This window comes from Vogesella sp., from assembly GCF_046297735.1.
GTDB classification, from domain to species: domain Bacteria; phylum Pseudomonadota; class Gammaproteobacteria; order Burkholderiales; family Chromobacteriaceae; genus Vogesella; species Vogesella urethralis.
In genome coordinates this window covers 221,276-247,564 of the sequence record NZ_JBKBHK010000005.1, presented here as the reverse complement: position 1 = coordinate 247,564, position 26,289 = coordinate 221,276, and the positions used below count along the sequence as shown (strand labels likewise).

Annotated in this window: 28 protein-coding genes and 1 tRNA gene; 17 read left to right on the top strand and 12 right to left on the bottom strand. The window is 62.5% G+C overall.

Translation table 11 applies throughout. The annotated features are described in order from the left end of the window. Positions 1-77 precede the first annotated feature (77 nt). Positions 78-2,045, top strand: a complete 1,968-nt coding sequence (locus ACK4FZ_RS08650; protein ID WP_409819877.1) for a cation:proton antiporter — start codon at positions 78-80, stop codon at positions 2,043-2,045. A gap of 85 nt (positions 2,046-2,130) precedes the next feature. On the opposite strand, the gene ACK4FZ_RS08645 is transcribed toward ACK4FZ_RS08650, so the two are convergent. The 3 genes from ACK4FZ_RS08645 to ACK4FZ_RS08635 form a co-directional block, all read right to left on the bottom strand. Beyond that, on the bottom strand, positions 2,131-4,302 hold the full coding sequence (locus ACK4FZ_RS08645) for an AsmA family protein (RefSeq protein WP_409819875.1): 2,172 nt from the start codon (positions 4,300-4,302) through the stop codon (positions 2,131-2,133). A gap of 38 nt (positions 4,303-4,340) precedes the next feature. Then, positions 4,341-4,414 (bottom strand) — tRNA-Gly (locus ACK4FZ_RS08640). A gap of 157 nt (positions 4,415-4,571) precedes the next feature. Next, positions 4,572-5,894: a sodium-dependent transporter gene (locus ACK4FZ_RS08635; RefSeq protein WP_409819872.1), complete on the bottom strand. Its 1,323-nt coding sequence runs from the start codon at positions 5,892-5,894 to the stop codon at positions 4,572-4,574. 579 nt (positions 5,895-6,473) lie between these two features. Here ACK4FZ_RS08635 and ACK4FZ_RS08630 point away from each other — a divergent pair. The 8 genes from ACK4FZ_RS08630 to ACK4FZ_RS08595 all read left to right on the top strand — a co-directional run bounded on the left by ACK4FZ_RS08630 (position 6,474) and on the right by ACK4FZ_RS08595 (position 12,543). Beyond that, entirely contained in the window at positions 6,474-7,469 is a 996-nt protein-coding gene (locus ACK4FZ_RS08630; RefSeq protein WP_409819871.1) for an asparaginase, read from the top strand. A gap of 472 nt (positions 7,470-7,941) precedes the next feature. Then, positions 7,942-8,502, top strand: a complete 561-nt coding sequence (locus ACK4FZ_RS08625) for an AAA family ATPase (RefSeq protein WP_409819868.1) — start codon at positions 7,942-7,944, stop codon at positions 8,500-8,502. Between the two features lie 214 nt (positions 8,503-8,716). Next, on the top strand, positions 8,717-8,935 hold the full coding sequence (locus tag ACK4FZ_RS08620; protein ID WP_144372554.1) for an RNA-binding S4 domain-containing protein: 219 nt from the start codon (positions 8,717-8,719) through the stop codon (positions 8,933-8,935). Then, positions 8,932-9,159: an oxidoreductase-like domain-containing protein gene (locus ACK4FZ_RS08615; RefSeq protein WP_409819865.1), complete on the top strand. Its 228-nt coding sequence runs from the start codon at positions 8,932-8,934 to the stop codon at positions 9,157-9,159. The genes ACK4FZ_RS08620 and ACK4FZ_RS08615 overlap by 4 nt, the downstream gene beginning before the upstream one ends. Then, on the top strand, positions 9,156-10,040 hold the full coding sequence (locus ACK4FZ_RS08610; protein WP_409819862.1) for a 3',5'-nucleoside bisphosphate phosphatase: 885 nt from the start codon (positions 9,156-9,158) through the stop codon (positions 10,038-10,040). The genes ACK4FZ_RS08615 and ACK4FZ_RS08610 overlap by 4 nt, the downstream gene beginning before the upstream one ends. Before the next feature lie 4 nt (positions 10,041-10,044). Next, positions 10,045-10,665 carry an L-threonylcarbamoyladenylate synthase gene (locus ACK4FZ_RS08605; protein WP_144372556.1) on the top strand — a complete coding sequence of 207 codons (621 nt, stop codon included), beginning with the start codon at positions 10,045-10,047 and terminating at the stop codon, positions 10,663-10,665. Between the two features lie 17 nt (positions 10,666-10,682). Continuing rightward, the gene (locus tag ACK4FZ_RS08600) at positions 10,683-11,327 is read left to right on the top strand and encodes a site-2 protease family protein (RefSeq protein ID WP_409819859.1); all 645 of its coding nucleotides are present in this window, start codon (positions 10,683-10,685) and stop codon (positions 11,325-11,327) included. Positions 11,328-11,346: 19 nt separating this feature from the next. Beyond that, positions 11,347-12,543, top strand: a complete 1,197-nt coding sequence (locus ACK4FZ_RS08595) for a tryptophan--tRNA ligase (protein WP_409819856.1) — start codon at positions 11,347-11,349, stop codon at positions 12,541-12,543. Between the two features lie 104 nt (positions 12,544-12,647). Here the strand turns inward: ACK4FZ_RS08595 and ACK4FZ_RS08590 are convergent, their stop codons facing one another. Further along, positions 12,648-13,493, bottom strand: coding sequence for a DUF4344 domain-containing metallopeptidase (locus ACK4FZ_RS08590; RefSeq protein WP_409819853.1), 846 nt, complete (start codon positions 13,491-13,493; stop codon positions 12,648-12,650). 119 nt (positions 13,494-13,612) lie between these two features. Between ACK4FZ_RS08590 and ACK4FZ_RS08585 the strand changes: the two genes are divergently transcribed. Further along, positions 13,613-14,431, top strand: coding sequence for a segregation and condensation protein A (locus tag ACK4FZ_RS08585; protein WP_144372560.1), 819 nt, complete (start codon positions 13,613-13,615; stop codon positions 14,429-14,431). Between the two features lie 212 nt (positions 14,432-14,643). Here the strand turns inward: ACK4FZ_RS08585 and ACK4FZ_RS08580 are convergent, their stop codons facing one another. Together ACK4FZ_RS08580 and ACK4FZ_RS08575 are read right to left on the bottom strand one after the other, a co-directional pair. Next, a complete protein-coding gene (locus tag ACK4FZ_RS08580) occupies positions 14,644-15,282 on the bottom strand; it encodes a DUF4279 domain-containing protein (protein WP_409819850.1) in 639 nt (212 codons plus the stop codon). A 155-nt stretch (positions 15,283-15,437) separates the two neighbouring features. Continuing rightward, the gene (locus tag ACK4FZ_RS08575) at positions 15,438-15,776 is read right to left on the bottom strand and encodes a hypothetical protein (protein ID WP_409819848.1); all 339 of its coding nucleotides are present in this window, start codon (positions 15,774-15,776) and stop codon (positions 15,438-15,440) included. 425 nt (positions 15,777-16,201) lie between these two features. Between ACK4FZ_RS08575 and ACK4FZ_RS08570 the strand changes: the two genes are divergently transcribed. From ACK4FZ_RS08570 to greB, 5 genes are all read left to right on the top strand, one after another. Further along, positions 16,202-16,522 (top strand): YnfA family protein, encoded by a 321-nt coding sequence (locus ACK4FZ_RS08570; protein WP_144372564.1) that lies wholly within the window; start codon positions 16,202-16,204, stop codon positions 16,520-16,522. A gap of 59 nt (positions 16,523-16,581) precedes the next feature. Beyond that, positions 16,582-17,094: a GNAT family N-acetyltransferase gene (locus tag ACK4FZ_RS08565; RefSeq protein ID WP_409819844.1), complete on the top strand. Its 513-nt coding sequence runs from the start codon at positions 16,582-16,584 to the stop codon at positions 17,092-17,094. Between the two features lie 131 nt (positions 17,095-17,225). Beyond that, entirely contained in the window at positions 17,226-17,816 is a 591-nt protein-coding gene (gene scpB / locus ACK4FZ_RS08560) for an SMC-Scp complex subunit ScpB (protein ID WP_144372566.1), read from the top strand. 101 nt (positions 17,817-17,917) lie between these two features. Next, on the top strand, positions 17,918-19,183 hold the full coding sequence (gene rluB, locus ACK4FZ_RS08555) for a 23S rRNA pseudouridine(2605) synthase RluB (RefSeq protein WP_409819841.1): 1,266 nt from the start codon (positions 17,918-17,920) through the stop codon (positions 19,181-19,183). Positions 19,184-19,328: 145 nt separating this feature from the next. After that, positions 19,329-19,889 (top strand): transcription elongation factor GreB, encoded by a 561-nt coding sequence (greB, locus tag ACK4FZ_RS08550; protein WP_409819840.1) that lies wholly within the window; start codon positions 19,329-19,331, stop codon positions 19,887-19,889. Between the two features lie 170 nt (positions 19,890-20,059). Here the strand turns inward: greB and ACK4FZ_RS08545 are convergent, their stop codons facing one another. Beyond that, positions 20,060-20,497 (bottom strand): MarR family winged helix-turn-helix transcriptional regulator, encoded by a 438-nt coding sequence (locus tag ACK4FZ_RS08545; RefSeq protein ID WP_144372569.1) that lies wholly within the window; start codon positions 20,495-20,497, stop codon positions 20,060-20,062. A 78-nt stretch (positions 20,498-20,575) separates the two neighbouring features. Between ACK4FZ_RS08545 and ACK4FZ_RS08540 the strand changes: the two genes are divergently transcribed. Beyond that, entirely contained in the window at positions 20,576-21,727 is a 1,152-nt protein-coding gene (locus ACK4FZ_RS08540) for a PLP-dependent aminotransferase family protein (protein ID WP_144372570.1), read from the top strand. Between the two features lie 94 nt (positions 21,728-21,821). Here the strand turns inward: ACK4FZ_RS08540 and ACK4FZ_RS08535 are convergent, their stop codons facing one another. Genes ACK4FZ_RS08535 through minC form a run of 4 tightly spaced genes read right to left on the bottom strand, consistent with a single transcriptional unit; the run spans position 21,822 to position 24,595 of the window. Next, entirely contained in the window at positions 21,822-22,760 is a 939-nt protein-coding gene (locus ACK4FZ_RS08535; RefSeq protein ID WP_144372571.1) for a LysR substrate-binding domain-containing protein, read from the bottom strand. Between the two features lie 4 nt (positions 22,761-22,764). Beyond that, positions 22,765-23,022, bottom strand: a complete 258-nt coding sequence (minE, locus tag ACK4FZ_RS08530) for a cell division topological specificity factor MinE (RefSeq protein WP_017510129.1) — start codon at positions 23,020-23,022, stop codon at positions 22,765-22,767. A gap of 3 nt (positions 23,023-23,025) precedes the next feature. Next, a complete protein-coding gene (gene minD / locus ACK4FZ_RS08525; RefSeq protein ID WP_144372572.1) occupies positions 23,026-23,838 on the bottom strand; it encodes a septum site-determining protein MinD in 813 nt (270 codons plus the stop codon). 31 nt (positions 23,839-23,869) lie between these two features. Further along, positions 23,870-24,595 (bottom strand): septum site-determining protein MinC, encoded by a 726-nt coding sequence (gene minC / locus ACK4FZ_RS08520; protein ID WP_409819836.1) that lies wholly within the window; start codon positions 24,593-24,595, stop codon positions 23,870-23,872. A 367-nt stretch (positions 24,596-24,962) separates the two neighbouring features. Here minC and ACK4FZ_RS08515 point away from each other — a divergent pair, with 367 nt between their 5' ends. Further along, positions 24,963-25,535 (top strand): phasin family protein, encoded by a 573-nt coding sequence (locus ACK4FZ_RS08515; RefSeq protein WP_409819834.1) that lies wholly within the window; start codon positions 24,963-24,965, stop codon positions 25,533-25,535. Positions 25,536-25,605: 70 nt separating this feature from the next. On the opposite strand, the gene ACK4FZ_RS08510 is transcribed toward ACK4FZ_RS08515, so the two are convergent. Beyond that, positions 25,606-26,289 (bottom strand): hypothetical protein, encoded by a 684-nt coding sequence (locus tag ACK4FZ_RS08510; RefSeq protein ID WP_409819829.1) that lies wholly within the window; start codon positions 26,287-26,289, stop codon positions 25,606-25,608.

Below are 26,289 nucleotides of genomic sequence, written 5' to 3'. Positions count from 1 at the left end.
TATAATCCTTCGTCCTTATCCGCCGGGTGCAAGTTTTGCTTGGTCGGACCACTTGTCGCGAGGAGACGCCCCCCACGATGCATTCCCTGTTTCCCATTGTTGTCGTTTTGCTGGTTGCTGTGTTGTCAGTCACTGCCTGCCGCAGTTTGCGTGTGCCGCCCATGCTGGGCTATCTGGTTGTCGGTTTCCTGGCCGGTCCAGGTGTCATGCACCTGATTCCGGAAGGGCCTGAGACCGAATTCATGGGCGAGATCGGCATCGTATTCATGATGTTTTCCATTGGGCTGGAGTTCTCGCTGGCCAAGCTTAAAGCCATGAAACATCTGGTGTTTGGTGTCGGCCTCGCCCAAGTGGTAATCACGCTGCTGCTGATCATGCTGGCGGTAGGCTGGCTGACTGGCAACCTGCTGGCCGGCTTCGCCATTGGCGCAGCGCTGACCATGTCGTCCACGGCCATTGTCAGCAAGCTACTAGCCGAACGTCTGGAGCTGGCGCAGCCGCATGGTCAGATCGCCATGGGTACGCTCTTGTTTCAGGATATCGCCGTGGTGCCGCTGCTGATCTTGCTGCCGGCGTTTGCGGCCAACTCCAGCCACTTGGCGGTAGACCTGGGGCTGGCAGCGGTGAAGGTGGTGCTGGTGCTCAGCCTGCTACTGGTATTCGGCCAGCGCTTGGTGCGGCCGTGGTTCCACTTGGTGGCGCGGCAGCGCTCCAGCGAGCTGTTCATGATCAACGTGCTGCTGATTACGCTGGGCGTGGCGTTCATTACGCAGCAGGCCGGGCTGTCGTTGGCGCTGGGGGCCTTTGTGGCGGGCATGCTGATCTCGGAAACCGAATACCGCTTTCAGGTGGAAGAGGACATCAAGCCGTTCCGCGATATCTTGTTAGGCTTCTTCTTCATAACCGTCGGTATGCGGCTGGACGTTGGTGTGCTGTTCGAGCAATCCGCCACGGTATTGTTGATGCTGGTGCTGCTGTTGCCGGTTAAGCTGCTGGTGGTGTTTGCATTGGCGCGCGCGCTGGGGCACCGTGCCAACGACAGCCTGAAGGCCGCACTGGCGCTGGCGCAGGGGGGCGAGTTCGGCTTTGTGCTGCTGTCGCTATCCGGCAGTTTGCAGCTGCTGCCGCCGGCGCTGGAGCAGGCGGCCATCGCCGGCATCCTGCTGTCGATGCTGGTGGCGCCGTTCCTCATCCAGTACGCCGACCGTATTGCCAAGCGCCTGATCAAGCAGGACTGGGCGCTGCAGGCGGTGGATCTGCACCAGATCCTGGTGCAGACCATGAGCAAGAGCGAGCACGTCATCATTTGCGGTTACGGCCGTAGCGGCCAGTATCTGGCGCGTTTGCTGGATAGCGAGGACATCGCCTTCTTCGCCCTCGACCTGGACCCGGAGCGTGTGCGCGAAGCGGGCGAGGCCGGCGATCCGGTAGTGTTCGGCGACGCAGCCAAGCGCGAGGTGTTGATGGCTGCCGGCGCCATGCGTGCCAAGGCGGTGGTCATCACCTTTGCCGATACCCACGCTTCCGAGCGCATCATCGACGTGGTGCGCCAGCTGCGCAGCGACCTGCCGGTCATCGTGCGTACCATCGACGACAGCGATATCGAACAGCTGCGTCAGGCCGGTGCCGACGAAGTGGTGTCCGAGGTGATGGAAGGCAGCCTGATGCTGGCCTCGCACGCGCTGGTGGTGCTGGGCGTGCCGCTGGGCCGCGTGCTGCGCCGTATCCGCAGCGTGCGCGAAGAACGCTACAACCTGTTCAAGGGCTTCTTCCGTGGCGCCAGCGACGAAGTGGACGGTATCGACGACAGCCAGATGTCGCGCCTGCACAGCGTGCAGCTGGTTAGGGGAGCGCATGCCATTGGTTCGCCGCTGGGCGAGATGCGATTGGCTGACGGTGGGGTAGAAGTCAAGGCGGTGCGCCGTGGTCATACCCGTTACACCGAGCTGACGCCCGATTTCGAGCTGCAAGAAGGCGACGTGCTGGTGCTGTTGGCCAAGCCAGAGCAATTGCTGAACGCCGAGACATTATTGCTGCAAGGTTAGCGACCAAGGTTGGCCGCAGCGTAGCCTGCGGCCATGAAAAAGCCCGACCGGCATCTCGCGGGTCGGGCTTTGCTTGCGGTGGCGTTTACTTGTTGCCAGGCAGGATGGTGGTGATTTGTTTGGTCAGCTCTTTCTTCAGCGCTTGTTGCTTCTCGCCTTCGGTTTTCTTGCCTTTCACTATGGCGTTAAAGTCCAGCGAGTAAGTGGGCTTGTTGATCTGACCGGTAATCTTCAGCGGGACATTAATGCCGCCCAGTTGCTTGAAGGCCTGCTGGTTGGCGCGGACGTTGAGGTTGAAGTCGACAATGCTCTGCGTCAGATCGAACTTGCCGCCACCGTTGACGTTGACCAGCGACGAGGCCAGTTTCAGGTCCTGGCTGCGGGCCACGCCGTTTTCCAGTTCAAAACCGGCGGACAGTGCCGAGAAGGTGGTTTTTTGATCGGCTTTGGCCACCACGGTGCTGTTATTCCAGTCTTTCAGCTCGCCCGGCAGATCACGCAGGGCCGAAACCAGATCAATACCGGTCAGTGCCCCTTTTTCCAGCCGTACTGCCACTTTACCGCTTAGCGTGTCACGCAGTGCCGCAGGCGAGTTGCCATTGGCGGTTAGCTGTACCCAGCCGTTACCCGCGCCTTCTACCCGATTGAAGTCGAACAGGTCGATCAGCAGCGGGTGAATCTGCATGCCGGTCAGTTGTTGCGACATTTCGATACGCGGTGTTTTCTCGCGCAGCAGCTTGATATTGCCCTGCAGTTTGCCGTCGTAGATTTCGGCGCCCAACTGGTCCAGCTGGATGCTCTCCGGCCTGGCCTTGATGTCGGCGGTCACCCCTTTGACCCGGAAGCGGCCCACAGCCAGTTCGCCTACCGATAGCTTGCCATCCAGGTTGAGGAAGTCCATCCAGTCCAGACGGAACGGCGTGTTGTTCTGGAACAGCGCTACAGCTTTTGCAGCCTGGTTTTCCGGCAGATAGCGGTTGAGGTCGAGCTTGCCTACTGTCAGCGTGGCCTCGTGGCGTGGCTGCAGGAAGCCGTACTGGGTGGCGGTGGCAGCCAGCGAGGCACCATCCAGCTGGCCGGCCACGCGCAAGTTGAGGCGGCTGTCATTCAGGTCGCCATCCAGCGCCCCTTGCAGCGAGGCCTGTAGTTGGCCGCGTGGCAGTACTGGCGTTTTCAAGTGGGTAGTTAGCGTCAGTGGTTCCATGCGCAGCAGGTTATAGCCGGCAAGGCTCAGCGGTGCACGCAGGTTCATGTTCAGCGAGTGGCCGCCGACGCTCCAGGCAAAATTGCCCAGCATCTGGTCGGCAAAGGCACCATCGCGGTTAAGGCGGATTTCGGCCAGCTGGCTGGAAAAACGGTACTGGGTGCGCGCGTAGTCCACGGTGCCGGTGAGCGTGGCGGCTGGGGTGGTCAGCTCGGTGAGGCTGGCGCTGATCTGCGGCAGCCGCGCTTCGGCATGGCCTTTGGGCAGCGAGGTGTCCAGTGTCAGTTTGATATCGTCGCCGCTGGCCAGCAGCGTGGCGAAGTTGAGCTTGAGTCGGCCTTCGGCGCGCAGGCGTACTTCACCCAGGCGATCGCTGCTGCCGATGGCCAGTGCGTCCAGCTGGTCGATGCTGACCAAGTCGTCCTGACGGGTGAACGGTGCTTTTACTGCCAGGCTCAGCATGCGGTTGCCGCTGACCAGCCGGCCGCCAAACGATAGTCTGGCGTCTGCTTTCAGACCTTCGACATCCATGCTGCCTTCTTCCAGGCGGCTGATACGGCCGTTGACACGGTCGGCTAGCGTGATGGTCGTGCCGCGCAGGGTGAGGGTATCGAGATCGAGCTTGAAGCGGCTGGTCTTGCGCCGTTGCAGCAAATCGGCAAAGTTCAGGCTGCCATCGGTAGCGCGGACGACGTTGAGCTGAGTGTCATGCAAGGCCAGGTGGGTGATTTCCAGTTCACCGAACAGCAGCGGCAACCAGGCCAGGCGCGCTTCCACTTCACCAATGCTGGCAAAAGTGGCCGGCTGGCCCGGCTCGCTGATTTGCAGTTTGCCCAGCGATAGCCCCGGCGAGGGGAATAGCATGGGTGAAATGCTGCCATTGATGGTGACGGTGCGTTGGGTATCGTCCAGCGATTTTTGCAGGTTATGGCGTACGCTCTGGCTGTCAAAGCGCAAGAAAAACAGGATGAGGCCGATCGCCAGCAGGCTGAGCAGGGTCAGCAAACCGTACACTGCGATTTTGAGCCATAGCCGGCCAGAGTTCCATTTCATAGGCATTGGTTCTGCGGCGTGATTGTCTGGAGGCGGGATGGAGCGGGTGAAGGGAATCGAACCCTCGTCGTAAGCTTGGGAAGCTTCTGCTCTACCATTGAGCTACACCCGCGCAAAAGCGAAGCGCGAGTATACGCACTGCGGCTCTTGCAGGCAAGCCTGCGCCGGTGAGGGTGCCGGCGTACCAACGATCAGGCCCGCTTGGGGTGCAAGCGGGCCTGATCGTTTGTTGGCAGCCGTGTCAGACGGGCCGCCGGTTTAAGGCGTGTTTACAGGTTATGTACCAGAATGCCCAGAATCAGTACGGGCGCCACGTAGCGGCAGAAAGCGCGCATGGCACCTAGCCATGCCGGTTTCTGGCCGTGCGGCGCCAGTTCAGCCTCGACCTTGGGCCACACCTTCCAGCCGACAAACAACGCCAGCAGTACCTCGCCCAGCGGCATCAGCAGGTTGGACGTGAGGTAGTCCAGCAGGTCAAAGAAATTTTTGCCGAACAGGGTGTATTCGCTCCAGACGCCCAGCGACAGCGACGCCGGAATGCCCAGCAGGAACACCGCCAGCGTCACCAGCAGCGCTGCCTTGCGGCGCGGCATTTTCAGCTCGTCCATGACGGCACTGACCACCACTTCCAGCAACGAAACCGACGAGGTCAGTGCCGCCACCAGCAGCAGGCAGAAGAACAGTACGGCAAACAGCTGGCCACCAGCCATCTGGGCAAACACCGCTGGCATGGTGATGAAGGTGAGGCCGGGGCCGGCGGACGGGTCGAAACCGAAGGCAAAGACTGCCGGCAACACCATCAGGCCGGCCAGGAAGCAGGTGAGTACCGTCAGCGCGATGACCCATAGCGACGAGCCCAAAAGCTGGGTGTCGCGGCCAACGTAGGAGCCGTAGGTAATCATGATGCCCATACCCAGCGACAGCGAGAAAAAGGCCAGGCCCATGGCGTCGACAAGCATGTCGCCGGTGATCTTGGACAGGTCAGGAGTGATGAAGTACAGCAAACCATCCACCGCACCCGGCAGCGTCAGACCGCGCACGATCAGTACCAGCATGAGCACGAACAGCGCCGGCATCAGGAATTTGGACAGGTTTTCGATACCCTTCTGCACGCCGCCCAGTACCACGGCCAGTGTGAGGCCGGCAAACAGGCCGTGAAAGATCAGCGGCTGTAGCGGGTCGGTGATGAAGCCGGTAAAGGTATCGCTCAATACTTTGGCGTCGCTGGTCAGAATGCTACCACTGAGCGATTTGCCGATGTAGGCGATGGTCCAGCCGCCGACCACGCTATAGAACGAGTAGATCAGGAAGCAGACCAGCACGCCCACCATGCCGACGATGGGCCACGGTTTGCCACCCAGCTGACGAAAGCTGCCTACAGCATTGCTGTTGGCAGCGCGGCCCATGGCCATCTCTGCCAGCATCAGCGCCAGGCCGACGCTCATGCAGATCAGCAGGTAAATCAACAGGAAGGCACCGCCACCGTTGGTGGCGGCGACGTAAGGAAATTTCCAGATGGCCCCAAGGCCGATAGCGGAACCAGCCGCTGCAAGAATGAAACCGAGGCGCGAGCCCCATTGCGATCTAGACATACAGACTTCACTTTGAAAACGGAAACGAACCGGGCTGGCGGTAGCCACCCCGCGCTGGCGCACTGCATGCCGGTAAGCAGGCAGCACGATCATCGCGTTCGTTGCCGGGCCTGCCACGGCGGGTAGCGCGCGGCAAGTTCCTGCAGCAGCCTGGTAAGGCTGGCCATCGGCCTGCATCGTGCGCAACAGAGGTTGGCCGCAGCGTACGGCGGGCGTATGGCAGAACGCACTGGCTCTATAAAGCCAGAACCGCCAGCGGCGTAGCCTGCTGGCGGTTTGTATACGAAATACAGTGCACACCATACCACGACTGCGTGTTGCCGTCAGCGGGGGGCGGCCCCCGTGTGGCAGCCGTCTGCGCGGTAGGGGCAGGCTGTGGCCGGCTAGTGCGCACACGTAGTGGTTTACGGCCGGCTTTGGCGGGTGGCTGGCATGAGATGCCTTGCTGGGCTGGCGGGTGCTCGGCAAAGCTGCCTGCCGCGCCGCGGCATGCTATTTTTGCGCACTGTATTTCGTATCCAGCGAGGCGGCAGCGGGCGCCGTCAGCCTCGCCGCAGATCAATGAGAAAGCCTGTGCACATGAGCAAACTGTTAATTCTGTATACCGGCGGCACTATCGGCATGGCGCCGACGCCGGCCGGCCTGGCCCCGTTGCCCGGTTATTTGCCGGCCCAGCTGCAGCGGCTGGCGCGCGATGGCGTCAGCTGGGACGTGGTTGAATACCCGCAGCTGATCGACTCTTCCGCCATCACGCTGGCCGACTGGCAAAAGCTGGTCGCCGACCTGGCGGCAGCGTACGACCGTTACGACGGCTTTGTGGTGATCCATGGCACCGACACCATGGCCTATACCGCCAGCGTGCTGGCGTTTGCGCTGGAAAACCTGGCCAAGCCGGTGATCGTGACCGGCTCGCAGCTGCCGCTGGGCCACCCGCGCAGCGACGGCTGGGGCAACCTAGCCGACGCCATCGAAGCGGCCTGCCAGCCGGACCTGCACGAAGTGGCCATTGCCTTCAACCGCCTGCTGCTGCGCGGCTGCCGTGCGCGCAAGGTGGACGCGGCCAGCTTTGCCGGCTTTGACAGCCCCAACGCCGCGCCGCTGGCACGCTTCGGCATTCAGGCCGCGTGGGACAAGACGCAATGGCGTCGTGGCAGTGGTGCGTTCCGCGCGGTCGCGCCGCAGCCGGCGCGCATCCGCAGCGGCTTGCTGCTGCCGGGCAGCATGGCGGCCGAGTTTGGCCAATGGTTGGCCGCAGATACCCCGCAGGCAGCCATTCTGCTGAGTTACGGTAACGGCAATGCGCCTGCAGACGCCGCCTTGCTGGACGGCGTGCGCCAGGCCAGTGCGCGCGGTTGCGTGGTGGTCAACCTCACCCAGTGCGTGCACGGCGCGGTGGAAGTGGGTGCCTACGCCGCCAGCCAGCCGCTGGCGCAGGCCGGCGCCGTGGCGGGTGCCGACATGACGCCGGAAGCGGCCAACGCCAAGCTGTTGTACCTGCTGGCACAGGGGCTGGATGCGGCCACCGTGCGTGCTGCGGTCGCACGCGACCTGCGCGGTGAACTGAGTGCGCATTGATTAAAAAATAATCAGTCGGTGCAAAGCATCGCCAAAACAGGGGCTTAGCCATGTTGTCCACAGCCCGCCCACAATGCTTTCCAGCCGGGGCGTGCATAAATGGTAGCGGCTGATTAAAAAATAATCAGCGGTAAAATGCCCCTGTAGGATCAGGCACTTGCCTTGATTTTCCACAGCCCGCCCACACCCTTGCTCCCACAGGGTGTGGGCGTTTTGCTGTCGGGTGTGGCTTGGCACGTTAGTGCGTAGGGTTGGCCGCAGGCTGTGCTGGCTGCTGCTGTGTATTGCTTAAAATTTAATCGGCATCGATAAGTTTCTGCCAATTCAGTGTCTTGCGTACTTTATCCACAGCCGGTTCACATGCTTGTTACCGTCGCGTGTGGGCATTTTTTCTGCAACTACACGCCGCGACCTGCGCCGCAGGGCAGGCAGGTAACAGGGCAGCGCGCTTGGCGCGTATAATGCAAAGCCCATGATCGATAAACGCATGCCTTGGCGCATCGCCATCGTGGGGCCGGAATCCTGCGGCAAAAGCACGTTGGCCGCTGCCTTGGCGCAGCGTTGGCAGCAGCAGGGCCAGCGCGTTGCCGTGGTGGCCGAGTACGCCCGCGACTACTACGCCCACCGGCCCTACCAGCCGACGCCGCAACACATCCTGGCGATTGCCCGCGGCCAACTGGCCGCCGAGCAGGCCGCCCTCGCCGCCGGTGCCGACATCCTGCTGTGCGATACCACGGTGCTGACCTGCCGCATCTGGGCCGAGGTGGCCTTCGGGCAGGCCGAGCCGGCGTTGCTGGCGCTGAACCGGCCGCAGGATTACACGCTGACGCTCTTGGCTGCTGCCGACCTGCCGTGGCAACCAGACCCGTTGCGCAGCCACCCCGAGGCGCGCGACTGGCTGCTGGGCCTGTACCGGCAGGCGCTGGACGATGCCGCTGTGGATTACCGGCTGGTCAGCGGCCACGGCGACGCCAGGTTGGCCGCCGCGTGGCAGGCGCTGTGCGACGCAGGATTGGCGTTGCCTGTTTTTTAGGCAGTAGCCGCCTTTGGCTTGCAGATCAGTCACTTGCTGCGGTTGTCCACAGCCGGTACACAAGCCTGTCCAGCCGGGGTGTGGAAAGACAAAAGCGTGCTGATTAAAAAATAATCAGTCGTAAAAAATAACTGTAAAACAAAAGCTTGTGGCCTTTGTCCACAGGCCGCGCACAGGGCTGTCAAAAGCCGGTGTGCAAAACCGAAAGATGGCGATGAACGAAATCTACGAACTGGACAGCGACTACATCCCGCTGTGTGACCTGTTGAAAACCTGCGGTGTGTGCGACACCGGCGGCATGGCCAAACACTTCATTGCCGAGGGCAATGTGCTGGTGGACGGCCAGGTGGAGCTGCGCAAGACCAACAAGATCCGTGTGGGTCAGGTGGTGTCGGGTGACGGCTTCACCATCAAGGTGGTGGCCGCGCAGTGAGTACGCTGCCCGAGCACGGCGCGGCCGACTTCGACGACGAATTCGACCCGCAGCCGGAAGCCCCGGAAACGCCGGACGATTACGCCTGCTGTCACAGCGGCTGCCAGCCCTGCGTGTGGGACCTGTACGACGCGGCACTGGCCGAGTACCGCCAGAAACTGGCGGCCTGGCAACAGCGTGAAGCGGCACGCCAGGCGCGCACCACTGGCGAGGGCCAAGCATGACGCCGATTGACCTGCATTTTCATTCCACTGCTTCCGATGGCGGCCTGGCCCCGGCCGAGGTGATCCGCCGTGCGGCCGAGCGCGGCGCCACCTTGCTGGCGCTGACCGACCACGACTGTACCGCCGGCTTGGCCGAAGCGGCGGCCACCGCCGCGGAATGCGGCGTGCCGTTCCTGAACGGGGTGGAAATCTCGGTCAGCTGGCAGCAGCGCCATACCGTGCACATCGTTGGCCTGGGTATCGATGCGGCCAACCCGGTGCTGCAAGCCGGCTTGCAGTCCATCCGCGACGGCCGCGTCGAGCGCGCGCGCCAGATGTCGGCGTCGCTGGAAAAGGCCGGCATTCACGGCGCTTTTGACGGCGCCATGCGCTTTGCCGGCAACCCCGATATGGTGGGCCGCACCCACTTTGCCCGCTATCTGGTGCAAAGCGGTGAAGTCAAAGATGTGAAAACCGTGTTCCGCAAATTCCTTACCGCCGGCAAGCCGGGCTACGTGCCGCACGAGTGGGCCAGCCTGGAAGACGCGGTAGCGTGGATACGCGCCGCCGGCGGCATGGCGGTGATCGCCCACCCCGGCCGTTACGATATGGGGCGCACGCTGATCGAGCGCCTGATCTTGGACTTCAAAGCCGCCGGCGGCGAAGCCATCGAAATTGCCAGCGGCAGCCACAGCCTGGACGACATGATCAAGTTTTCGCTGCACGCCCAGCGCCACGGCCTGTACGCCAGCGCCGGCAGCGACTTTCATGCGCCAGGCGAGGGCGGCCGCGACGTGGGCAGTACCCAGCCGCTGCCGCCGATCTGCCAGCCCGTCTGGCAGGCGCTGGCGCACCGCGTGCTGCAGCCTGCGGCCAACCCCGCGGCCAAACTAGCGAGCTAATGCCATGTCCCAGTTCTTTGTGATTCACCCGGAAAACCCGCAAGCGCGCCTGATCCGTGAAGCGGCCAAGATCATCCGCGACGGCGGTGTGGTGGTGTACCCCACCGACTCCTGTTACGCGCTGGGCTGCCACCTGGGCGACAAGAAAGCGATGGAACGCCTGCTGGCCATCCGCCAGATCGACCTCAAGCACCACCTGACGCTGGTGTGCGCCGACCTGTCGTCGCTGGCCAGCTATGCTCGCGTGGACAACGCGCAGTTCCGCCTGCTGAAGGCGGCCACGCCGGGCAGCTTTACCTTCATTCTGGAAGCCAGCCGCGAGGTGCCCAAGCGGACGCTGCACCCCAAACGCGCCACCATCGGCCTGCGCGTGCCCGACCACGCGGTGGCGCTGGCGCTGCTGGAAGAGCTGGGCGAGCCGATTTTGTCCTGTACGCTGCAGCTGCCGGGCGACGACGCGCCGCTGACCGACCCGTACGAGATCCGCGAGCGGCTGGAACATCTGGTCGATCTGGTGATCGATGGTGGCTGGTGCGGCACAGAGCCCACCACCGTCATCGACATGACCGACGGCGTGTCGCTGGTGCGCGCCGGCAAAGGCGACCCGGCACGCGTCGGCCTGTAACCTGCTAGGAACGCATCTTGGAAGAACTCAATCTGATCCAGAAAATATCGGTGTACGCGCTGCCGGTACTGTTTGCCATTACCCTGCACGAAGCCGCACATGCTTACGTCGCCAAGTACTGGGGCGATAATACCGCCTACAACCTGGGCCGCGTGTCGCTGAACCCGCTGCGCCACATCGACCCGGTGGGCACCATCCTGCTGCCGCTGCTGTGTGTGGCAGTGGGCGGCTTCCTGTTTGGCTGGGCCAAGCCGGTGCCGGTACGCTTTGGCAACCTGCGCAATGTACGCGCCGGCATGCGCTGGGTAGCGGCGGCCGGCCCGCTGGCCAACTTTGCCATGGCGGTGATGTGGGTGCTGCTGTTCAAGCTGGCGGTGGTGATGAACAACGGCTACAGCGAGCCGCTGGCACTGATGAGCCAGGCCGGTATCGGCATCAACGTGGTGCTGATGGTGCTGAACCTGATGCCGCTGCTGCCGCTGGACGGCGGCCGCATCGTGGAAAGCCTGCTGCCACCTGGCCTGGCTTACCGGTTTTCCCGTATCGAACCCTACGGCATGTGGATTCTGCTGGCGCTGGTCGTTACCGGCTTGCTATCGCCCATCCTGCGCCCCTTTATCGATCTCGTATACAACCTGCTCTACCTGCTGGTAAGAGCCTGACCTTTTCTGGAAGCCATACATGTTTGCCAACCGTATCCTTTCCGGCATGCGCCCCACCGGCAGCCTGCACCTGGGCCACTACCACGGCGTGATCAAGAACTGGGTGGAACTGCAGCACAGCCACGAATGCTTCTTCATGGTGGCCGACTGGCACGCGCTGACCACCAACTTTGACGATGTGTCCATCATCGGCAAATCCATCAACGAGATGGTCATCGACTGGCTGGCTTCCGGCGTGGACCCGGAAAAGTCCACCATCTTCGTGCAGTCCAAGGTGCCGCAGCACGCCGAGCTGCACCTGGCGCTGTCGATGGTGACACCGCTGGGCTGGCTGGAGCGCGTGCCCACCTACAAAGACCAGATGGACAAGCTGAGCCACAAGGACCTCACCACCTACGGCTTCCTCGGCTACCCGCTGCTGCAGGCCGCCGACATCCTGGTGTACAAGGCCGGCTTGGTGCCGGTGGGCGAAGACCAGGTGCCGCACATCGAACTGACGCGTGAAGTGGCGCGCCGCTTCAACCACATGTTCGGCCGCGAGCCGAACTTTGAAGAGCTGGCCAAGGCGGCGGTGAAGAAAATCGGCAAGGCCGGCAAGCAGTTCGAGCAGCTGCGCACCGCCTACCTGCAGGACGGCAACGCCGAGTCGCTGGAAAAAGCACGCGAAATCCTGGCACAAAGCCAGAACCTGGGCGGCGCCGACCGCGAGCGCCTGATGGGCTGGCTGGAAAACAAGGGCAAGATCATCCTGCCGGAGTGCGAGGCCAAGCTGACCGCCGCCTCCAAAATGCCGGGCCTGGACGGGCAGAAGATGTCCAAGTCCTACGGCAACACCATCACCATGCGCGAAGCGCCGGAGGCGGTAACCAAGAAAATCCGTGGCATGCCTACCGACCCGGCGCGTGTGCGCCGCACCGACGCCGGCAACCCGGCCAAGTGCCCGGTATGGCAGCTGCACGAGGTGTACAGCGACGGCGCCACCAAGGAATGGGTGAAAGCCGGCTGTACCAGCGCCGGCATCGGCTGTCTGGACTGCAAGCAGCCGGTGATCGACGCCGTGGTGCGCGAGCAGCAACCGATGTTCGAGCGCGCCGAGAAATACCTGAGCAACCCCAAGCTGGTGCAGGAGATTCTGGCCGAAGGCAATGCGAAGGCCGAGCAAGTGGCGCGCGCCACCATGAACGACGTGCGCCAGGCGATGGGCCTGGGTTACTAGACGGTAGTCAGCGTTGGCCGCAGCGTCGATGCGGCCAACCCGGTTAACGTCACAAGGCCGCTGCCGGCACATGCCGGCAGCGGCCTTGTTGCATCTGCACACCGCTAACGGGCGGACTTCAGCCGGTGCGGCGCCAGCAGCGTATCCCAGCTGTTGAGGATCTGGCGGTACTCGTCGGCGCAGCCCTCGGCCCGTTCGGCCGGCAGCTCGCCATCCTTCACCATATCGGCAAATGCCGCCGGCTGTGCGCCGTACAGCCAGCACATCACGTTGTAAAAGCGTTGCTCGTCCAGCGCATGGGTGTCGGCTAGCGCCTCCATCTCGTATTCGCCGGCCGCGTTCAGCTGGAACCAGCTGGCCACGTGGCCGATCTGCGCCACGCTGGTAGCAAACTCGTGCTCGCTGACGGCGTCCGCATCGCCCAGCAGCGACGCCACCGCCAGCTGGTCGGCCACGTCCTCCTCGCGCCCGGTAATCGGTAGCGCCAGCTCATGAATCAGTGCGTGGCCCAACTCGTGCAAGAACACGAAGCTCAGTACGCCATCCACGTACTCGTCGCGCTCGGCAGGCGGCCAGTCGGTGGTGGCGGCCTGCTGTTGCAGCTCGGCTATCAGCTCGTAACACAGCGTAATGCTGTGGCTGGCCGGGTCGAAAAAGGCATTGCTGTCACCGCACTCGGCGGTATTCACGTCAATATCGCGTGGCAGGCGAAACTGCTGGTTCAGGTTGGCCACCGCCTCGTCCAGCCAGCGTTCGGTTCTGATCTGTTGTGCCAGTGGCGCCAGCGCGGCCGACTGCGCACGTTGGTACACCGCCACAAAGCGGCCGTAGGCGGGCAGGGCGCGTGGCGGCGCCGACGTCTGGTCGGCTTGATCGGTAGCCGTAGAAGGTTGGCCGCAGGCCGCCAGCAACAGGGCCAGCAGCGGCAAGAACAGGCGTAGCGGAGTCATGGGCAAGGTGGCGTACAATGGCGACCGGCCCAGTATGGCGCGGGGTTTTTCGCGCCGCGCCTGTTCCATAAATGCACCCCGCCTGCCCGCCGGCCCTACTGCGGCAGACACGAGACACCATGACCGATACCGACTTCCAGCTCACCCCGCCCGACCTGCCCCCCGCCACGCCCATTGCGCACGTGTTTGGCCAGCCGGTGCTGGAGGTACCGCAAGACCTGTTCATCCCGCCCGACGCCCTGCAGCTGATCCTGGAAAGCTTCGAAGGCCCGCTCGACCTGCTGCTGTACCTGATTCGCAAGCAGAACCTGGACGTGCTGAACATCCCGATGGCCGATGTCACCGCGCAGTACATGGCCTATATCGACGCCATGCGCGACGGCCGGCTGGAGCTGGCCGCCGAATACCTGCTGATGGCGGCGCTGCTGATCGAAATCAAGTCGCGGCTGCTGCTGCCGCGCCCGCAGCTGGACGAAGACGGCGAGCCGGACGACCCGCGCGCCGAGCTGGTACGCCGCCTGCTGGAATACGAACAAATGAAGTTGGCCGCGCTGGAACTGGACAAGCTGCCGCAGGCCGACCGCGACTTTGCCTGGCTGGCGGTGCTGATCGAACAATCGGCCGAGCAGCGTCTGCCGGAAGTGCAAGCGCTGGACCTGCGCCAGGCCTGGCTGTCCATCCTGTCGCGTGCCAAGCACAACCGTCACCACAAGGTGGAAAAAGACGAGCTATCGGTACGCGAGCAGATGAGCTGGATCCTGCGCTACCTGGACGGCCGCGACTACGTGGCGTTTGAAGAGCTGTTCGACATCCACAAAGGCGTCGCCCACCTGGTAGTGAACTTCATCGCCGTGCTGGAGCTGGTGAAAGAGGGCATGATCAAAGTCAGCCAGGACGAACCGTACCAACCCATCTACGTGCGCCTGGCGCTGGTGTAGCGGTAACCCGTGGTAGCCCGGATAAGGCGCAGCCGCATCCGGGGAGGCTATTGTTGCGCGGTCAATGTTGGGCTTCGCTGCCCTCAACCCAAGCCACCGTGCCGATTGTTGGGTAGGGTCATTATCGTAGGGTGGGCTAAGGCTGAAGGCCGTGCCCACCAATCTCGTGTCGAATGGTGGGCACGCTACACTGTACTTACCCTATGTGTTGCTTACGATATGATTGGCTGGCCAACAATGTAGGTATCTATGTCTACGGCCAAATTGAATTCGCTTAATCGCCTGATCAGGTCGGTGTTGAGGTGCAGTCCGGCGTTGGCGGACAGGTATTGATGTTTGCAGATGCTAATGCATAGATTTGAGACGTTGGATAGTTTGTCGACTTGTTCTTTGTGTCTGGCCAACTGATCCAATAACAGGCTTAATGCTTCTTCGGTGTCGTAGCAGTGCGAAGGTAGTATCTCAAAGAAAATGCGGCTAAATGCATAGCGTGATTTGCCATCGTTGCTGATCTCACCTTTTGACCAACCTTTGCTGTATTTAAAGGGCAAGTAACAAGAGAGCTCCTCCAGGCTAAGGCAGTCAGAACTTGCTGTTAAATGGCATTCGTTGCTGTTTTCAATGAAAACCCAAGTGACTTCTATTGTTTTCTTGTCGATGCAGATGCCGAGGAAGTATTTTTCTCTGTATAGCTTGAAATAAATCGTGACGTCTTCGGTTTGCTCCGAAATTCGCTCAATGGCATATTGATTTTTTTCTTTTTGTATTGAATTTGCTTTCAGGTATTGCTTTGTCAGTTCGAACGATTGCTCTTCAATTTCACGTGCCGCACATTCTATATATTTTATCATGATTTATTTCGTGTGATGTATGGGTGTGGCGTTACCGTTTTAGAACCGTAGGTTACGGCTGAATGAAATGAAGCCCAACGTTTACCGCGATTCGTAATACATTCCGCGCAGGATGAGACCTTATTCAGCGCGCTCAAGGTTGGGCTTCCCTGCGCTCAAGCCAAACTGTCATGCCGGTGGGCACGCTGCGCTTTGCCAATCCTACTTGCTATCGGCATTTTTTCAAAAATCAGAAAACCTTCACCATCATAGGCACCCACGATCATCAGTGTCTTGCCGCTGAGTAAGTGCGCCAGTGCAAAGAAAAGCCAAGGGACGCAGTTTTCGGCTACGGCTGTGATCAGCGTTTGCTTCAGAAGCCGCACGCCCGAATACAGGTAGTAGATCTCACCGTCTATCAGATGGGCGGGCAAGTCGGCTTCAGCAATATCCAGATAAGGTTCCCGAACCAGTAGCTCGGTGACGTGCCGTGCCTGCAGATAATCGGCGAGCATGGCGGTGCCGGCATCTGCTGAAGACCCGTTGCCGTTAGTAAAACTGCCATCCGGAAGCGGCTGTCCGTTGATGCTGACGACCTGCAGTGAAGCGAAAGAACAAGGGCTTACCGGTAAGCTGAAGTCTGTCGTAAGCGCCTCGAGGTATGCGATGGCGGCGGTTCTTGCCTCGTCATGCGTCAGGGGAATGACTTGATGTGGGGGCTGGGTGCCATTCGGTTTCCTTCATGCAAGACGGCATCTACGCCTGGCTATCCGTTTGATGATATCGTCAAATGCCATGCGGGCAAACCGCCGGGCAGTCAACCTTGCCGTGGCCCCCCTGCTCGCGAACATTCTCTTGGTCGTGGCATCATCCAATCCGACGCCGCCACACGGCACGGTCATTTCCTGCCATCTCTCTGCACCACCGGAACACAAGCCCCATGCGTACCTTTGCCCTGTTTGTCGTGACTGCCCTGGCCGAAATCATCGGTTGCTATTTGCCGTGGCTGTGGCTGAAGCAGGGGGCGTCGGTGTGGGTGTTGCTGCCGGCGGCGGCCAGCCTGACGCTGTTTGCCTGGTTGCTGACGCTGCACCCGGACGCGTCCGGCCGTATTTACGCTGCCTATGGCGGGGTGTACGTCAGCGTGGCGCTGTTGTGGTTGTGGGCGGTGGACGGTGTGCGGCCAACCTTGTGGGACGCGGCCGGCGTGGCGCTGTGTCTGGCCGGCATGCTGGTGATCATGCTGGCGCCACGGGGCTGACTTGTCGCCGCAGGCGGGGCGCGGCTACGATATCGATAAATGCCCAGCGGATGTCCGTCATGCGTATCGAAGCCGCCAGCGTGCTGCACAGCCACGCCTATACCGATTATTTCCAGCAATGCCGGGCTGCCGGTTGCAGCCATTACCGCGATAGCGATGACAGCGCGGCGGTGTTCTACCAGCGCGTGCTGGACCGCGCCGCCGGTCGCCAGCTGCCGCCAGGGCAGCTGCCTACCGAAACCTGGTTTGCGCTGGACGCGCACGGCGTCATTCTGGGCGCCATCCGCCTGCGTCACGGCTGCACGCCGTTCATCCTCGATCACAGTGGCCATATCGGTTACGAGGTGCACCCGGCGGCCCGCGGGCGGGGCGTGGCCGGTGGCCTGCTGGCATACGTGCAGCGCCACGGTGCGCCGCAGCTGGACGGCGGCTGGCTGATGACCTGCGACGACGATAACGCCGCCTCGCAACGTGTGATCAGCCGCGCCGGCGGCGTGTTGCTGACCGCCACCGCGCAGGGGCCGGGCGAGCCGTGGTTGCGTTTTTATCACCTGCCGGCGCGGCGCTGCTAACGGCGGCATGCGGCGATAGCGGCTGACCATGGTTGGCTGCACGGCCGGCCGGGCGTCAAAGCGGCACATGCCGCGGAAAAATCGTGTAAAATCCGCGCCTTCCGTTCTGTTGTGCCCGTTTTGTGGCTGTCATGTCGACCATTACCGACCTCAATTACCTGAAGATCGTGCTGGAAACCGCGCTATTGACCGCGCAGGAACCGCTGACCGTGAACCAGCTGAAAAAGCTGTTTACCGAAGACGTGAAAGCGGCACTGATCAACGACATCCTGGACGAGATCCAGCAGAACTGGAAAGGCAGGGGGGTGGAGCTGGTGAAGCTGGCTTCCGGCTGGCGCTTTCGCGCCCGCGCCGAGTTCACCCCTTACCTGGCGCGTCTGGCGCCGGAAAAGCCGCCGCGCTACTCGCGCGCGGTGATGGAAACGCTGGCCATCATCGCCTATAAACAGCCGGTTACCCGTGGCGATATCGAAGCCATCCGCGGGGTATCGGTGTCCACCAGTGTGATGCAGACCCTGCTGGAGCGGGGCTGGATCGAAGTGATCGGGCACAAGGACGTGCCCGGACGTCCGGGGCTGTACGCCACCACGCACAAGTTTCTCGATGACCTCGGGTTCCATACCCTGCGTGACCTACCGCCGCTGGCCGAGCTGTCCACCCTGGTGGTGGGCGAGCCGGCCACACCGGACGAAGAGCCCCTCGCTGATGAGGCGCCCCAGTAAGCGCATCGCCCACACCGGCCCCGCCGGGCAAGGCCATGCCGGGAAGGCAGTATTCAGCCTGCGCATGCAGCTGCCTTCCGCACCGTAGAACAGGAAACACCATGTCTAAAGGACAACGCAATACCTCCCGCCAACCGGTAGCCCGCGTACGCGGCCAGGAAAGCGGCCAACCCCGTCAGCCCGATATGGGCCGCAGCGGCGGTGGCCGCAAGCCCAGTGGCCGTGGCAAAACCGGCGGCAGCTTTCTGACCCCGCGTAACGCCCCGGCTGCGCCGCAAGGCAAGCCGGCACCGGCCGCCCGCCGCGACGCCGCGCCGATCAACCCGGAAGGCCGTCGCGCCCCGGTGAACTACGATACCCGCCGCGCCGCCCCTGGCAGCGAGGCCGCCCTGCAGCACGAACGCCGCTACGGCAACAAGAACGCCGCCATGCCGGCAACCGACGCGCCGCAGCCGGAATTCGGCAAGGCGCGCCGCGAAGGCCCGGCACCGAAAGTACAGCGTGCCAAGAAACTGGCGCTGCGCGCACCGAAACAGGAAATCGTCGACCGCGCCGCCCGTCTGCGCGAAACCCGCCTGGATTACAGCAAGATCGAGCCGATCCGCTTGCAAAAAGCGTTGGCCGCGTCGGGCGTGGGTTCGCGTCGCGAAATGGAAGAATGGATCGAGGCCGGCTTCATCACCATCAACGGCAAGAAAGCCGCGCTGGGTGACAAGGTGGGCCCGCACGACCGCGTAACCGCCAAGGGCAACCCGATCAAGCTGAAGTGGGCCGACCGCCTGCCGCGCGTGATCATGTACCACAAGCAGGAAGGCGAGATCGTCACCCGTGACGACCCGGAAGGCCGCGTCACCGTGTTCGACCGCTTGCCGCAAGCCAAATCCAGCCGCTGGGTGGCCATCGGCCGTCTGGACGTGAACACCTCCGGCCTGCTGCTGATTACCACCAGTGGCGAACTGGCCAACCGCATGATGCACCCCAGCTTCGAGTTCGACCGCGAGTACTCGGTGCGCGTGCTGGGCGAGCTGACCCGCGAGCAGATGCAGGAAATGACCAAGGGCGTGGAGTTGGAAGACGGCCCGGCGGTGTTCCAGCGCGTCAGCGAAAAGGGCGGTGCCGAAGAGGGCGCCAACCGCTGGTACAACGTGGTGATCCGTGAAGGCCGTAACCGCGAAGTGCGCCGCATGTTCGAGCACTTCGGCCTGACCGTCAGCCGCCTGATCCGCGTGCGTTTTGGTAATATCGGTCTGCCCCCGCGCCTGAAGCGCGGCCAGTACTACGAGCTGAACGAAGCCGAAGTAGCGGCCGTGATGAAGTGGGCCGGCCTGACCGTGACCGGCCAGGCCAAGCCGGGCAAGAACGGCTAAGCCGGGCTGTGCTGTCACCCGTTGACAGCCGCTGTTATCCGCAACCCTGTCTGCCATGCAGACAGGGTTTGTTTTGTCAGTGTGTCAGTCTGGCGGCCCCCACGATGATGGCCGCCCGGGTGACGGTATCCGTGACGAGAGCAAGATGAGCAAGGCATTTACCCGAGAGCAGGACGAAGACGGCGACGACGATCTGCCCGCCGAGCAGCGGCTACCGGCCGCCACCAAGAACTACATCACCCCCGCCGGCTGGGAGCGGCTGCGCCAGGAGCTGAACCAGCTGGTGAAGCACGAGCGCCCGCACATGACCCAGGTGGTGAACTGGGCGGCCAGTAATGGCGACCGTTCGGAAAACGGCGATTACCTGTACGGCAAGCGCCGGCTGCGCGAGATTGACCGCCGCATCCGCTTTCTGACCAAGCGGCTGGAAATCGCCGAAGTGGTGGACCCGGAGCGGCGCGAAGCCTGCGACCAGGTGTTCTTTGCCGCCACGGTAGACATCCTGCGCGGCAACGGCAGCGAGCAGACGTTGAGCATTGTCGGCGTGGACGAGATCGACTTGTCGCGCGGCCACATCAGCTGGATTTCGCCGATCGCCCGCGTGCTGCTGAAGGCGCGCGAAGGGGACACCGTGTATTTCCGTGGCCCGGACGGCGAAGAAGAGATCGAGATTCTGGCGGTGCGTTACCAGCGTATCGGCGATTAAAGGCTGCTGCCTGGGGGGCGACTCGCCGGTAAGTGGCCAGCGACGGGTGTGCACCTGGTGGTACGCGGAAAGTCGTGGGGAGGGTGCCGGCTTGGCTGTCTATTGTATGCAACAGCAGGCGGCGGGCCGTGTCGGCGGCCGGGAGGGTTGGCCGCAGCGGGGCCAGGCGCTCAGGCTTGGGCGCGGGCCATCATCTGGTTCACCTTCAACCAGCCTTCGGTGGCGTCCTGGCCGGCTTCGCCGAACGCTTGCAGCAGCAGGCGTGCCTGCTCGCGGTGTAGCGCTTCTTCCAGCTTGCGGCCTTCTTCGGTCAGGCGCAGCGCCTTGACGCGCTTGTCGTGCTCGGCGGTGCCGGCTTCGATCAGGTCCATTTCCACCAGCTGGCGCAGCGGGATGTTGATGGCCTGTTTGGTGACGCCCAGGCAGGCCAGCAGGTCCTTCACCGACAGCCCCGGATGCAGTGCCACGAAGAACAGGATGCGGTGGTGTACCCGCGCCAGCCCCCGTTTGGCCAGCATTTCGTCCGGCTTGTCGGTAAAAGCCTGATAGGCATGGAAAAACGCCTTCATCGCATCGCGTAACAATGTGTGGTTGGCTGCGGATTTCATGTTGACGTGCTCGTCACAAAGCGTTAATTTGGTCAAACAATTTGACTAATAAAAGACGTGTCTGCCAAGGAGAGTAACATGTTTTCAGAACGCATCGAACGCCTGTCCGGCTCGCTGATCCGCGAGATCCTCGCTGCTGCACAGCGCCCGGAGGTGATTTCGTTTGCCGGTGGCCTGCCCGCGGCGGACTGTCTGCCCGAGCTGGATTTCAGCGGCGTGCCGCCGCAACTGGCCCAGTACGGCACCAGCGAAGGCGAGCCGGAATTCCGCGCCGCCATCGTGGCCGAACTGGCGCGTATCGGCCTGAATGTGGACGCATCGCAAGTGCTGGTGCTGTCCGGTAGCCAGCAGGCGCTGGACCTGGCCGCCAAGCTGTTCATCGACCCGCATACCCCGGTGATTACCGAAGGCCCGACCTACCTGGCCGCGTTGCAGGTGTTCAAGCTGTTCGGCGCCGACATCACCACCGTGCAGCAAGAGCAGGGCCAATTGCCACCGGCGCGCCTGGCCGACGCCATTGCCAGCAGCAAAGCCAAGCTGGCCTACCTGATTCCGTCGTTCCAGAACCCGTCCGGCGCCTGTTACAGCGAGACCACCCGCCGTGGCCTGGCCGAGGTGATCGACGCGGCCAACTTGCCGGTGATCGAGGACGACCCGTACCGCGCACTGGCGTACGACGGCGAAGCGCCGCGCCCGCTGGTAACGCACCTGAAAACCGCGCCGTGGATTTACTGCGGTTCGTTCTCCAAGACGCTGGCACCGGGCCTGCGCGTGGGCTACCTGGTGGCCTCGCCGGAGCTGATGCCCTACCTGCTGAAGCTGAAGCAGGCCGCCGACCTGCACACCAACCGTCTGGGCCAGTGGTTCAACACCCAGTGGCTGAACAGCGGCGACTACGTGGACCACCTGCAGCAGCTGCAGCAAAGCTACAAGGTTGGCCGCGACGCCATGCAGCAGGCGCTGGAAACGCACTTTGCCGACCTGGCTGACTGGCTGGTGCCGCAGGGTGGCCTGTTCTTCTGGCTGAAGCTGAAGCAGCCGCGCGACACCCGCCCGCTGCTGAAAGTGGCGCTGGAAGAAAACAATGTGGCCTTCATGCCGGGCGAGGCGTTCTACGCCAAGCCGGAAGAGGGCATCGGCCACCTGCGTCTGAACTTCAGCCACGCCTCGCCGGCGCGCATCGAGGAAGGCATCAAGCGCCTGGCCGGCGTGATCCGCGCCGCGCAGTAAGGCCGGCAGGGTTGGCCGCGGCCAACCTGGTCTTGCCAAAGAACAAGGCCGCCAGGCATGCCTGGCGGCCTTGTTGCGTCGTACGGCAAAGCACTCAGACGCGGGCGGCTTCGTCTTCCAGCATGCACACGTCGGGCAGGCCGGAGCGGAACACCGCCTGCTGCAGCGTCTGGATGGCTTTCTTGCGGAAGAACTGGCGGCGGGTCACCAGCATCACGCGGCGCTGCGGCACCGGCGGGTGGAACGGAATGACCGACAGCAGGCCTTCGTCCGCCGGCGACACCGAGGTGGCGGGCAGTACGGTGACGCCCATGCCGCTGGCCACCATGTGGCGGATGGTGTTCAGCGAGCTGCCTTGCACCATCGACGCCAGGCTGTTGCCTTGGTATTGCTTGCTGGCCACTTCGCTGCACGCCTGCAGTACCTGGTCGCGGAAGCAGTTGCCTTGCGACAGCAGCAGCACGCTCTCGTCGCGCAGGTCTTGCGCAAACAGGTAGTCGCGTTTTTCCCACGGGTGGCCCTTTGGCGTGGCTACCATGAACGGCTCGTCGTACAGCGGGTAGGCTTCGGTACCGGGCTCGTCGAACGGGTCGGCCACGATGATGGCGTCCACTTCACCGCGCTTCAGCATTTCTGCCAGCCGCGAGGTGTAGTTTTCTTCCAGGATCAGCGGCATGTCCGGCGCCAGGATGCGCAGGGCCGGGATGAGCCGCGGCAGCAGGTAGGGGCTGATGGTGAAGATCACCCCCAGCTTCAGCGGCCCGGCCAGCTCGTTCTGGTGTTCGCCGGCCAGGCGTTTGACCGTCTCGGCCTCTTCCAGCACCCGCTGCGACTGCTCGATGATGCGCTCGCCGATCTCGGTGACGCTCACTTCCTGGCCGCCACGCTCGAACAGGGTAACGCCGAGCTCGTCTTCCAGCTTCTTGATGGCGATGGACAGCGTGGGCTGGCTGACAAAGCAGCTTTGGGCCGCGCGGCCAAAGTGGCGCTCGCGCGCCACGGCCACGATGTAACGCAGTTCGGTCAGGGTCATGATGTCAGCGCTGGTGTTCCGGCAGGACGATGTTGACTTCCAGTACCTCGAAATCGTCCTGGCGCTCTACCTGTACCTTGATGTCGTCCAGGTTGACCGACACGTATTTGGAAATCACTTCCATCAGCTCGCGTTGCAGCGCGGGCAGGTAGTCGGGGGCGCTGCGGCCGTTGCGTTCGTGCGCCAGAATGATCTGCAAGCGCTCGCGCGCAATGGAGGCCGTTTTCTGGCGTTTGCCGAAGATCATATCGATGAGGGACATGGCTTAGCCTCCGAACAGGCGCTTGAGGAAGCCTACTTTTTCGGCTTCCAGGAAACGCATCGGGCGGTTTTCGCCCAGGAAACGGCCCACAACGTCACCGTAGGCTTCGGCGGCGTCGCTGCCCTTCAGGTGAATGGCCGGGGTGCCGGAGTTGGACGCCTGCAGGATGGCTTGCGATTCCGGAATCACGCCGATCAGGTTGACGCGCAGGATTTCCTTCACGTCGTCTACCGACAGCATCTCGCCCTTGTCTACGCGCGACGGCGAGTAGCGGGTGATCAGCAGGTGCTCTTTTACCGGCTCGCGGCCTTCGATGGCGCGGCGCGACTTGGATGCCAGAATGCCCAGGATGCGGTCGGAGTCACGTACCGACGACACTTCCGGGTTGGTGACCACGATGGCTTCGTCGGCAAACAGCAGCGCCAGCAGCGCGCCTTTTTCGATACCGGCCGGCGAGTCGCACACGATGTACTCAAAGCCCATGTCAGCCATGTCCTTCAGTACTTTCTCTACGCCCTCTTCGCTCAGCGAGTCCTTGTCGCGGGTCTGCGACGCCGGCATCACGTACAGGTTGTCGCAGTGCTTGTCCTTGATCAGCGTCTGGTTCAGCGTGGCTTCGCCGTTGATCACGTTGATCAGGTCGTATACCACGCGGCGTTCGCAGCCCATGATCAGGTCGAGGTTACGCAGGCCAACGTCGAAGTCGATCACCGCGGTCTTGTGGCCGCGCAGGGCGAGGCCGGATGCGAAACTGGCGCTGGTGGTGGTCTTGCCTACGCCGCCTTTGCCGGAGGTAACAACAATGATTTTTGCCACGATGGTCTTCCTTGCTTCGTCGTGATTCGTGTTATTCGCCAAGCGCCGTCATCACGAGGCGCTCGTTTTCTAGATAAATCTGGGTGGGCTTACCCTGGATGCTGTCGGGCAACGCTTGCTCGATGGTGCGGTAGACGCCGGCAATCGATACCAGCTCGGCTTCCATCGCTTTCACGAAAATGCGCGCCTGGGTATTGCCGCGGGCACCGGCCAGCGCGCGGCCGCGCATCGGTGCGTACACATGGATGCTGCCGTCGGCGATCAGCTCGGCGCCCACGTTGACCGTGGCCAGCACCACCAGATCACCGCCCTTGGCGTAGATCTGCTGGCCGGCGCGTACCGGGCGGTCAATCACCAGCGTACTGGCGGCGACTGGCGCTACCGCTGCGGCGGGTGCCGGTGCCGGGCTGGCTTCTACTGCCGGCAGGTCGCTGCGTGGCGCGGCACTGGCGTTGACGTAGGCCAGGCCGTACTGGCGGGCCAGTTCTGCCACCGCCATGTCGCGGTGACGCAGCGCAATGATGCGGATGCCCTTGGCCAGGAACAGGGCGCGGATCTGGTCCAGATCCAGTTGTGCCGGTTGTTCGATGGCGTCCAGGTCAAGCAGGAACGCCTCGCTCTGCGAGGCGTCGATCTTGTTGCCGAAGCGTGCATCCAGCGCCGCTTCCAGCTGTGCACAGTCGGTCGTGCGCAGCATGACTGCCAGCAAGTCCAGGCTGGCAGATTTGATATCAAACAGGTTGGCCGCAGGGCTCATTGTATGGCTTCGCTACCGGATAGATTAAATTTATCAGTGCAGTGTAAAGCTTTGGCGTTGGGCTTTCAACGCATGGGCATGGCTTTCCGGTACTCAGCGTGCAAATCGTGGCTTGCTGTGGTGTTTTATCGCTTGCAACCGCATTGTAGCAATGCTGCAAAACCACCAGTTCATGTAATCATCATGTCATGTTGTGGCGGCATTCTGCTGCAAAAGCTGTTGCAAAAATAGATGCTTATCGCGCCAGGTAGTGCAGATCTGCTTGACATTGTTGCGGTGCAATATAAAATCCGAATTGCTGCAATGCAGCAACAGGACTAACCACGGTTTTGCTGCTGAGTTCTCTCATTCGAAAAGGATCATCTCCATGTTTACCAATGCACAAGAATTTTCCGCTTTCGGTCAGGCACAGTTCGACAAAGCCGTACGCCTGTCCTCCATCTTCCTGGCCAGCGCCGAGCGCCTGACCAACCTGCAACTGGAAATCGCCCGCAAAGTGCTGGCGTCCAACGCGGAAACCCTGAAGCAGCTGTCCAGCATCAAAGACCCGAAAGCGTTCGCCGAATTCCAAGCCGGCCTGGCCCAGCCCAGCCTGGACAAAGCCCTGAGCACCGCACGTGAAGTGTACGATGCCACGCTGGTAACCCAGACCGAGCTGACTTCCTTCGTGGAAGAGCAAGTTGCCGAAACCAACAAGCAAGTACTGGAAGCCATCGACCGTCTGGCTAAAACCGCCCCGGTGGGTTCCGAGCCGGCTGTTCAGGCCCTGAAAAACCTGGTGAGCACCAGCAGCGCGGCTTTCGAAAACGCTTCGAAGACCGCCAAGAAAGTGGGTTCCGAGTTCGCCGAAGCCAGCGTTGAAGCCGCAGAAACTTCCGCCAAAGCCGCCAGCGCTGCCGTAAGCCGCGCTCGCAAAGCTCCGGCTGCTCCGGCTGCTTGATGTACCAGCAGCGTGGCACTTGCCCGCTGCTGAAGCTAAAAGCCCCTGCTTGCAGGGGCTTTTTCTTTTGTTAGCGCACGGGTGGCGTGGTGACCGCAAGCGGGTTCCACTCCGCCAGCAGTTGCCTGGCAGGCTCGCTCAGCGTCAGGGCCGTTGCCAGCAGTTGGGCGAGCGTCAGGGCGTAATGGTCTTGTTGCTGCGGTGGCACACGGAACAGCGCCAGCAACGCGCCGGCATCTTGCGGTAGCGTTGTCAGCCCGTGATGGTGCAGGTATTGCCAGCACAATGCCTGCAGGCGTTCCGCCAGTTGCTGATGTTGTTGTAGCAGCGCGGCCCAGTCGGCTTGCTGGGCGGCACCGTGGCGCTGCAGCGTGTGTTGTATCAGCGCCGGGCTCGCCAGATAGAACAGGCTGTCGAACACGCGCTTGCAGAAGCCGGCAGCCCCCAGCGGGCCGCAATACAGCCAGGTTTGTGGCGTCCCGGTCAGGCTGTGCCATAGCGGATCACAGGCCGCGACAGCCGCAGGGCTACCGGCCAACAGCAGGCCGGGGTTGAGAGGGGAGTGGGGCCACAGCTGGCAGAGTTCCAGCCGGGTAATATCGGTGACGGGAGCTAAGGCGCTGGGCAGCGGGGCGCAATGAATGCGCCAGCCCTGCCAAAGGATGATGTCATCATCGCCGTCCGCGGCAATGTCCGGGTAACTGGATTGCAGGCGATGAATCAGGGCATCGCGTTCCGGACGGCAAGCTGGCAT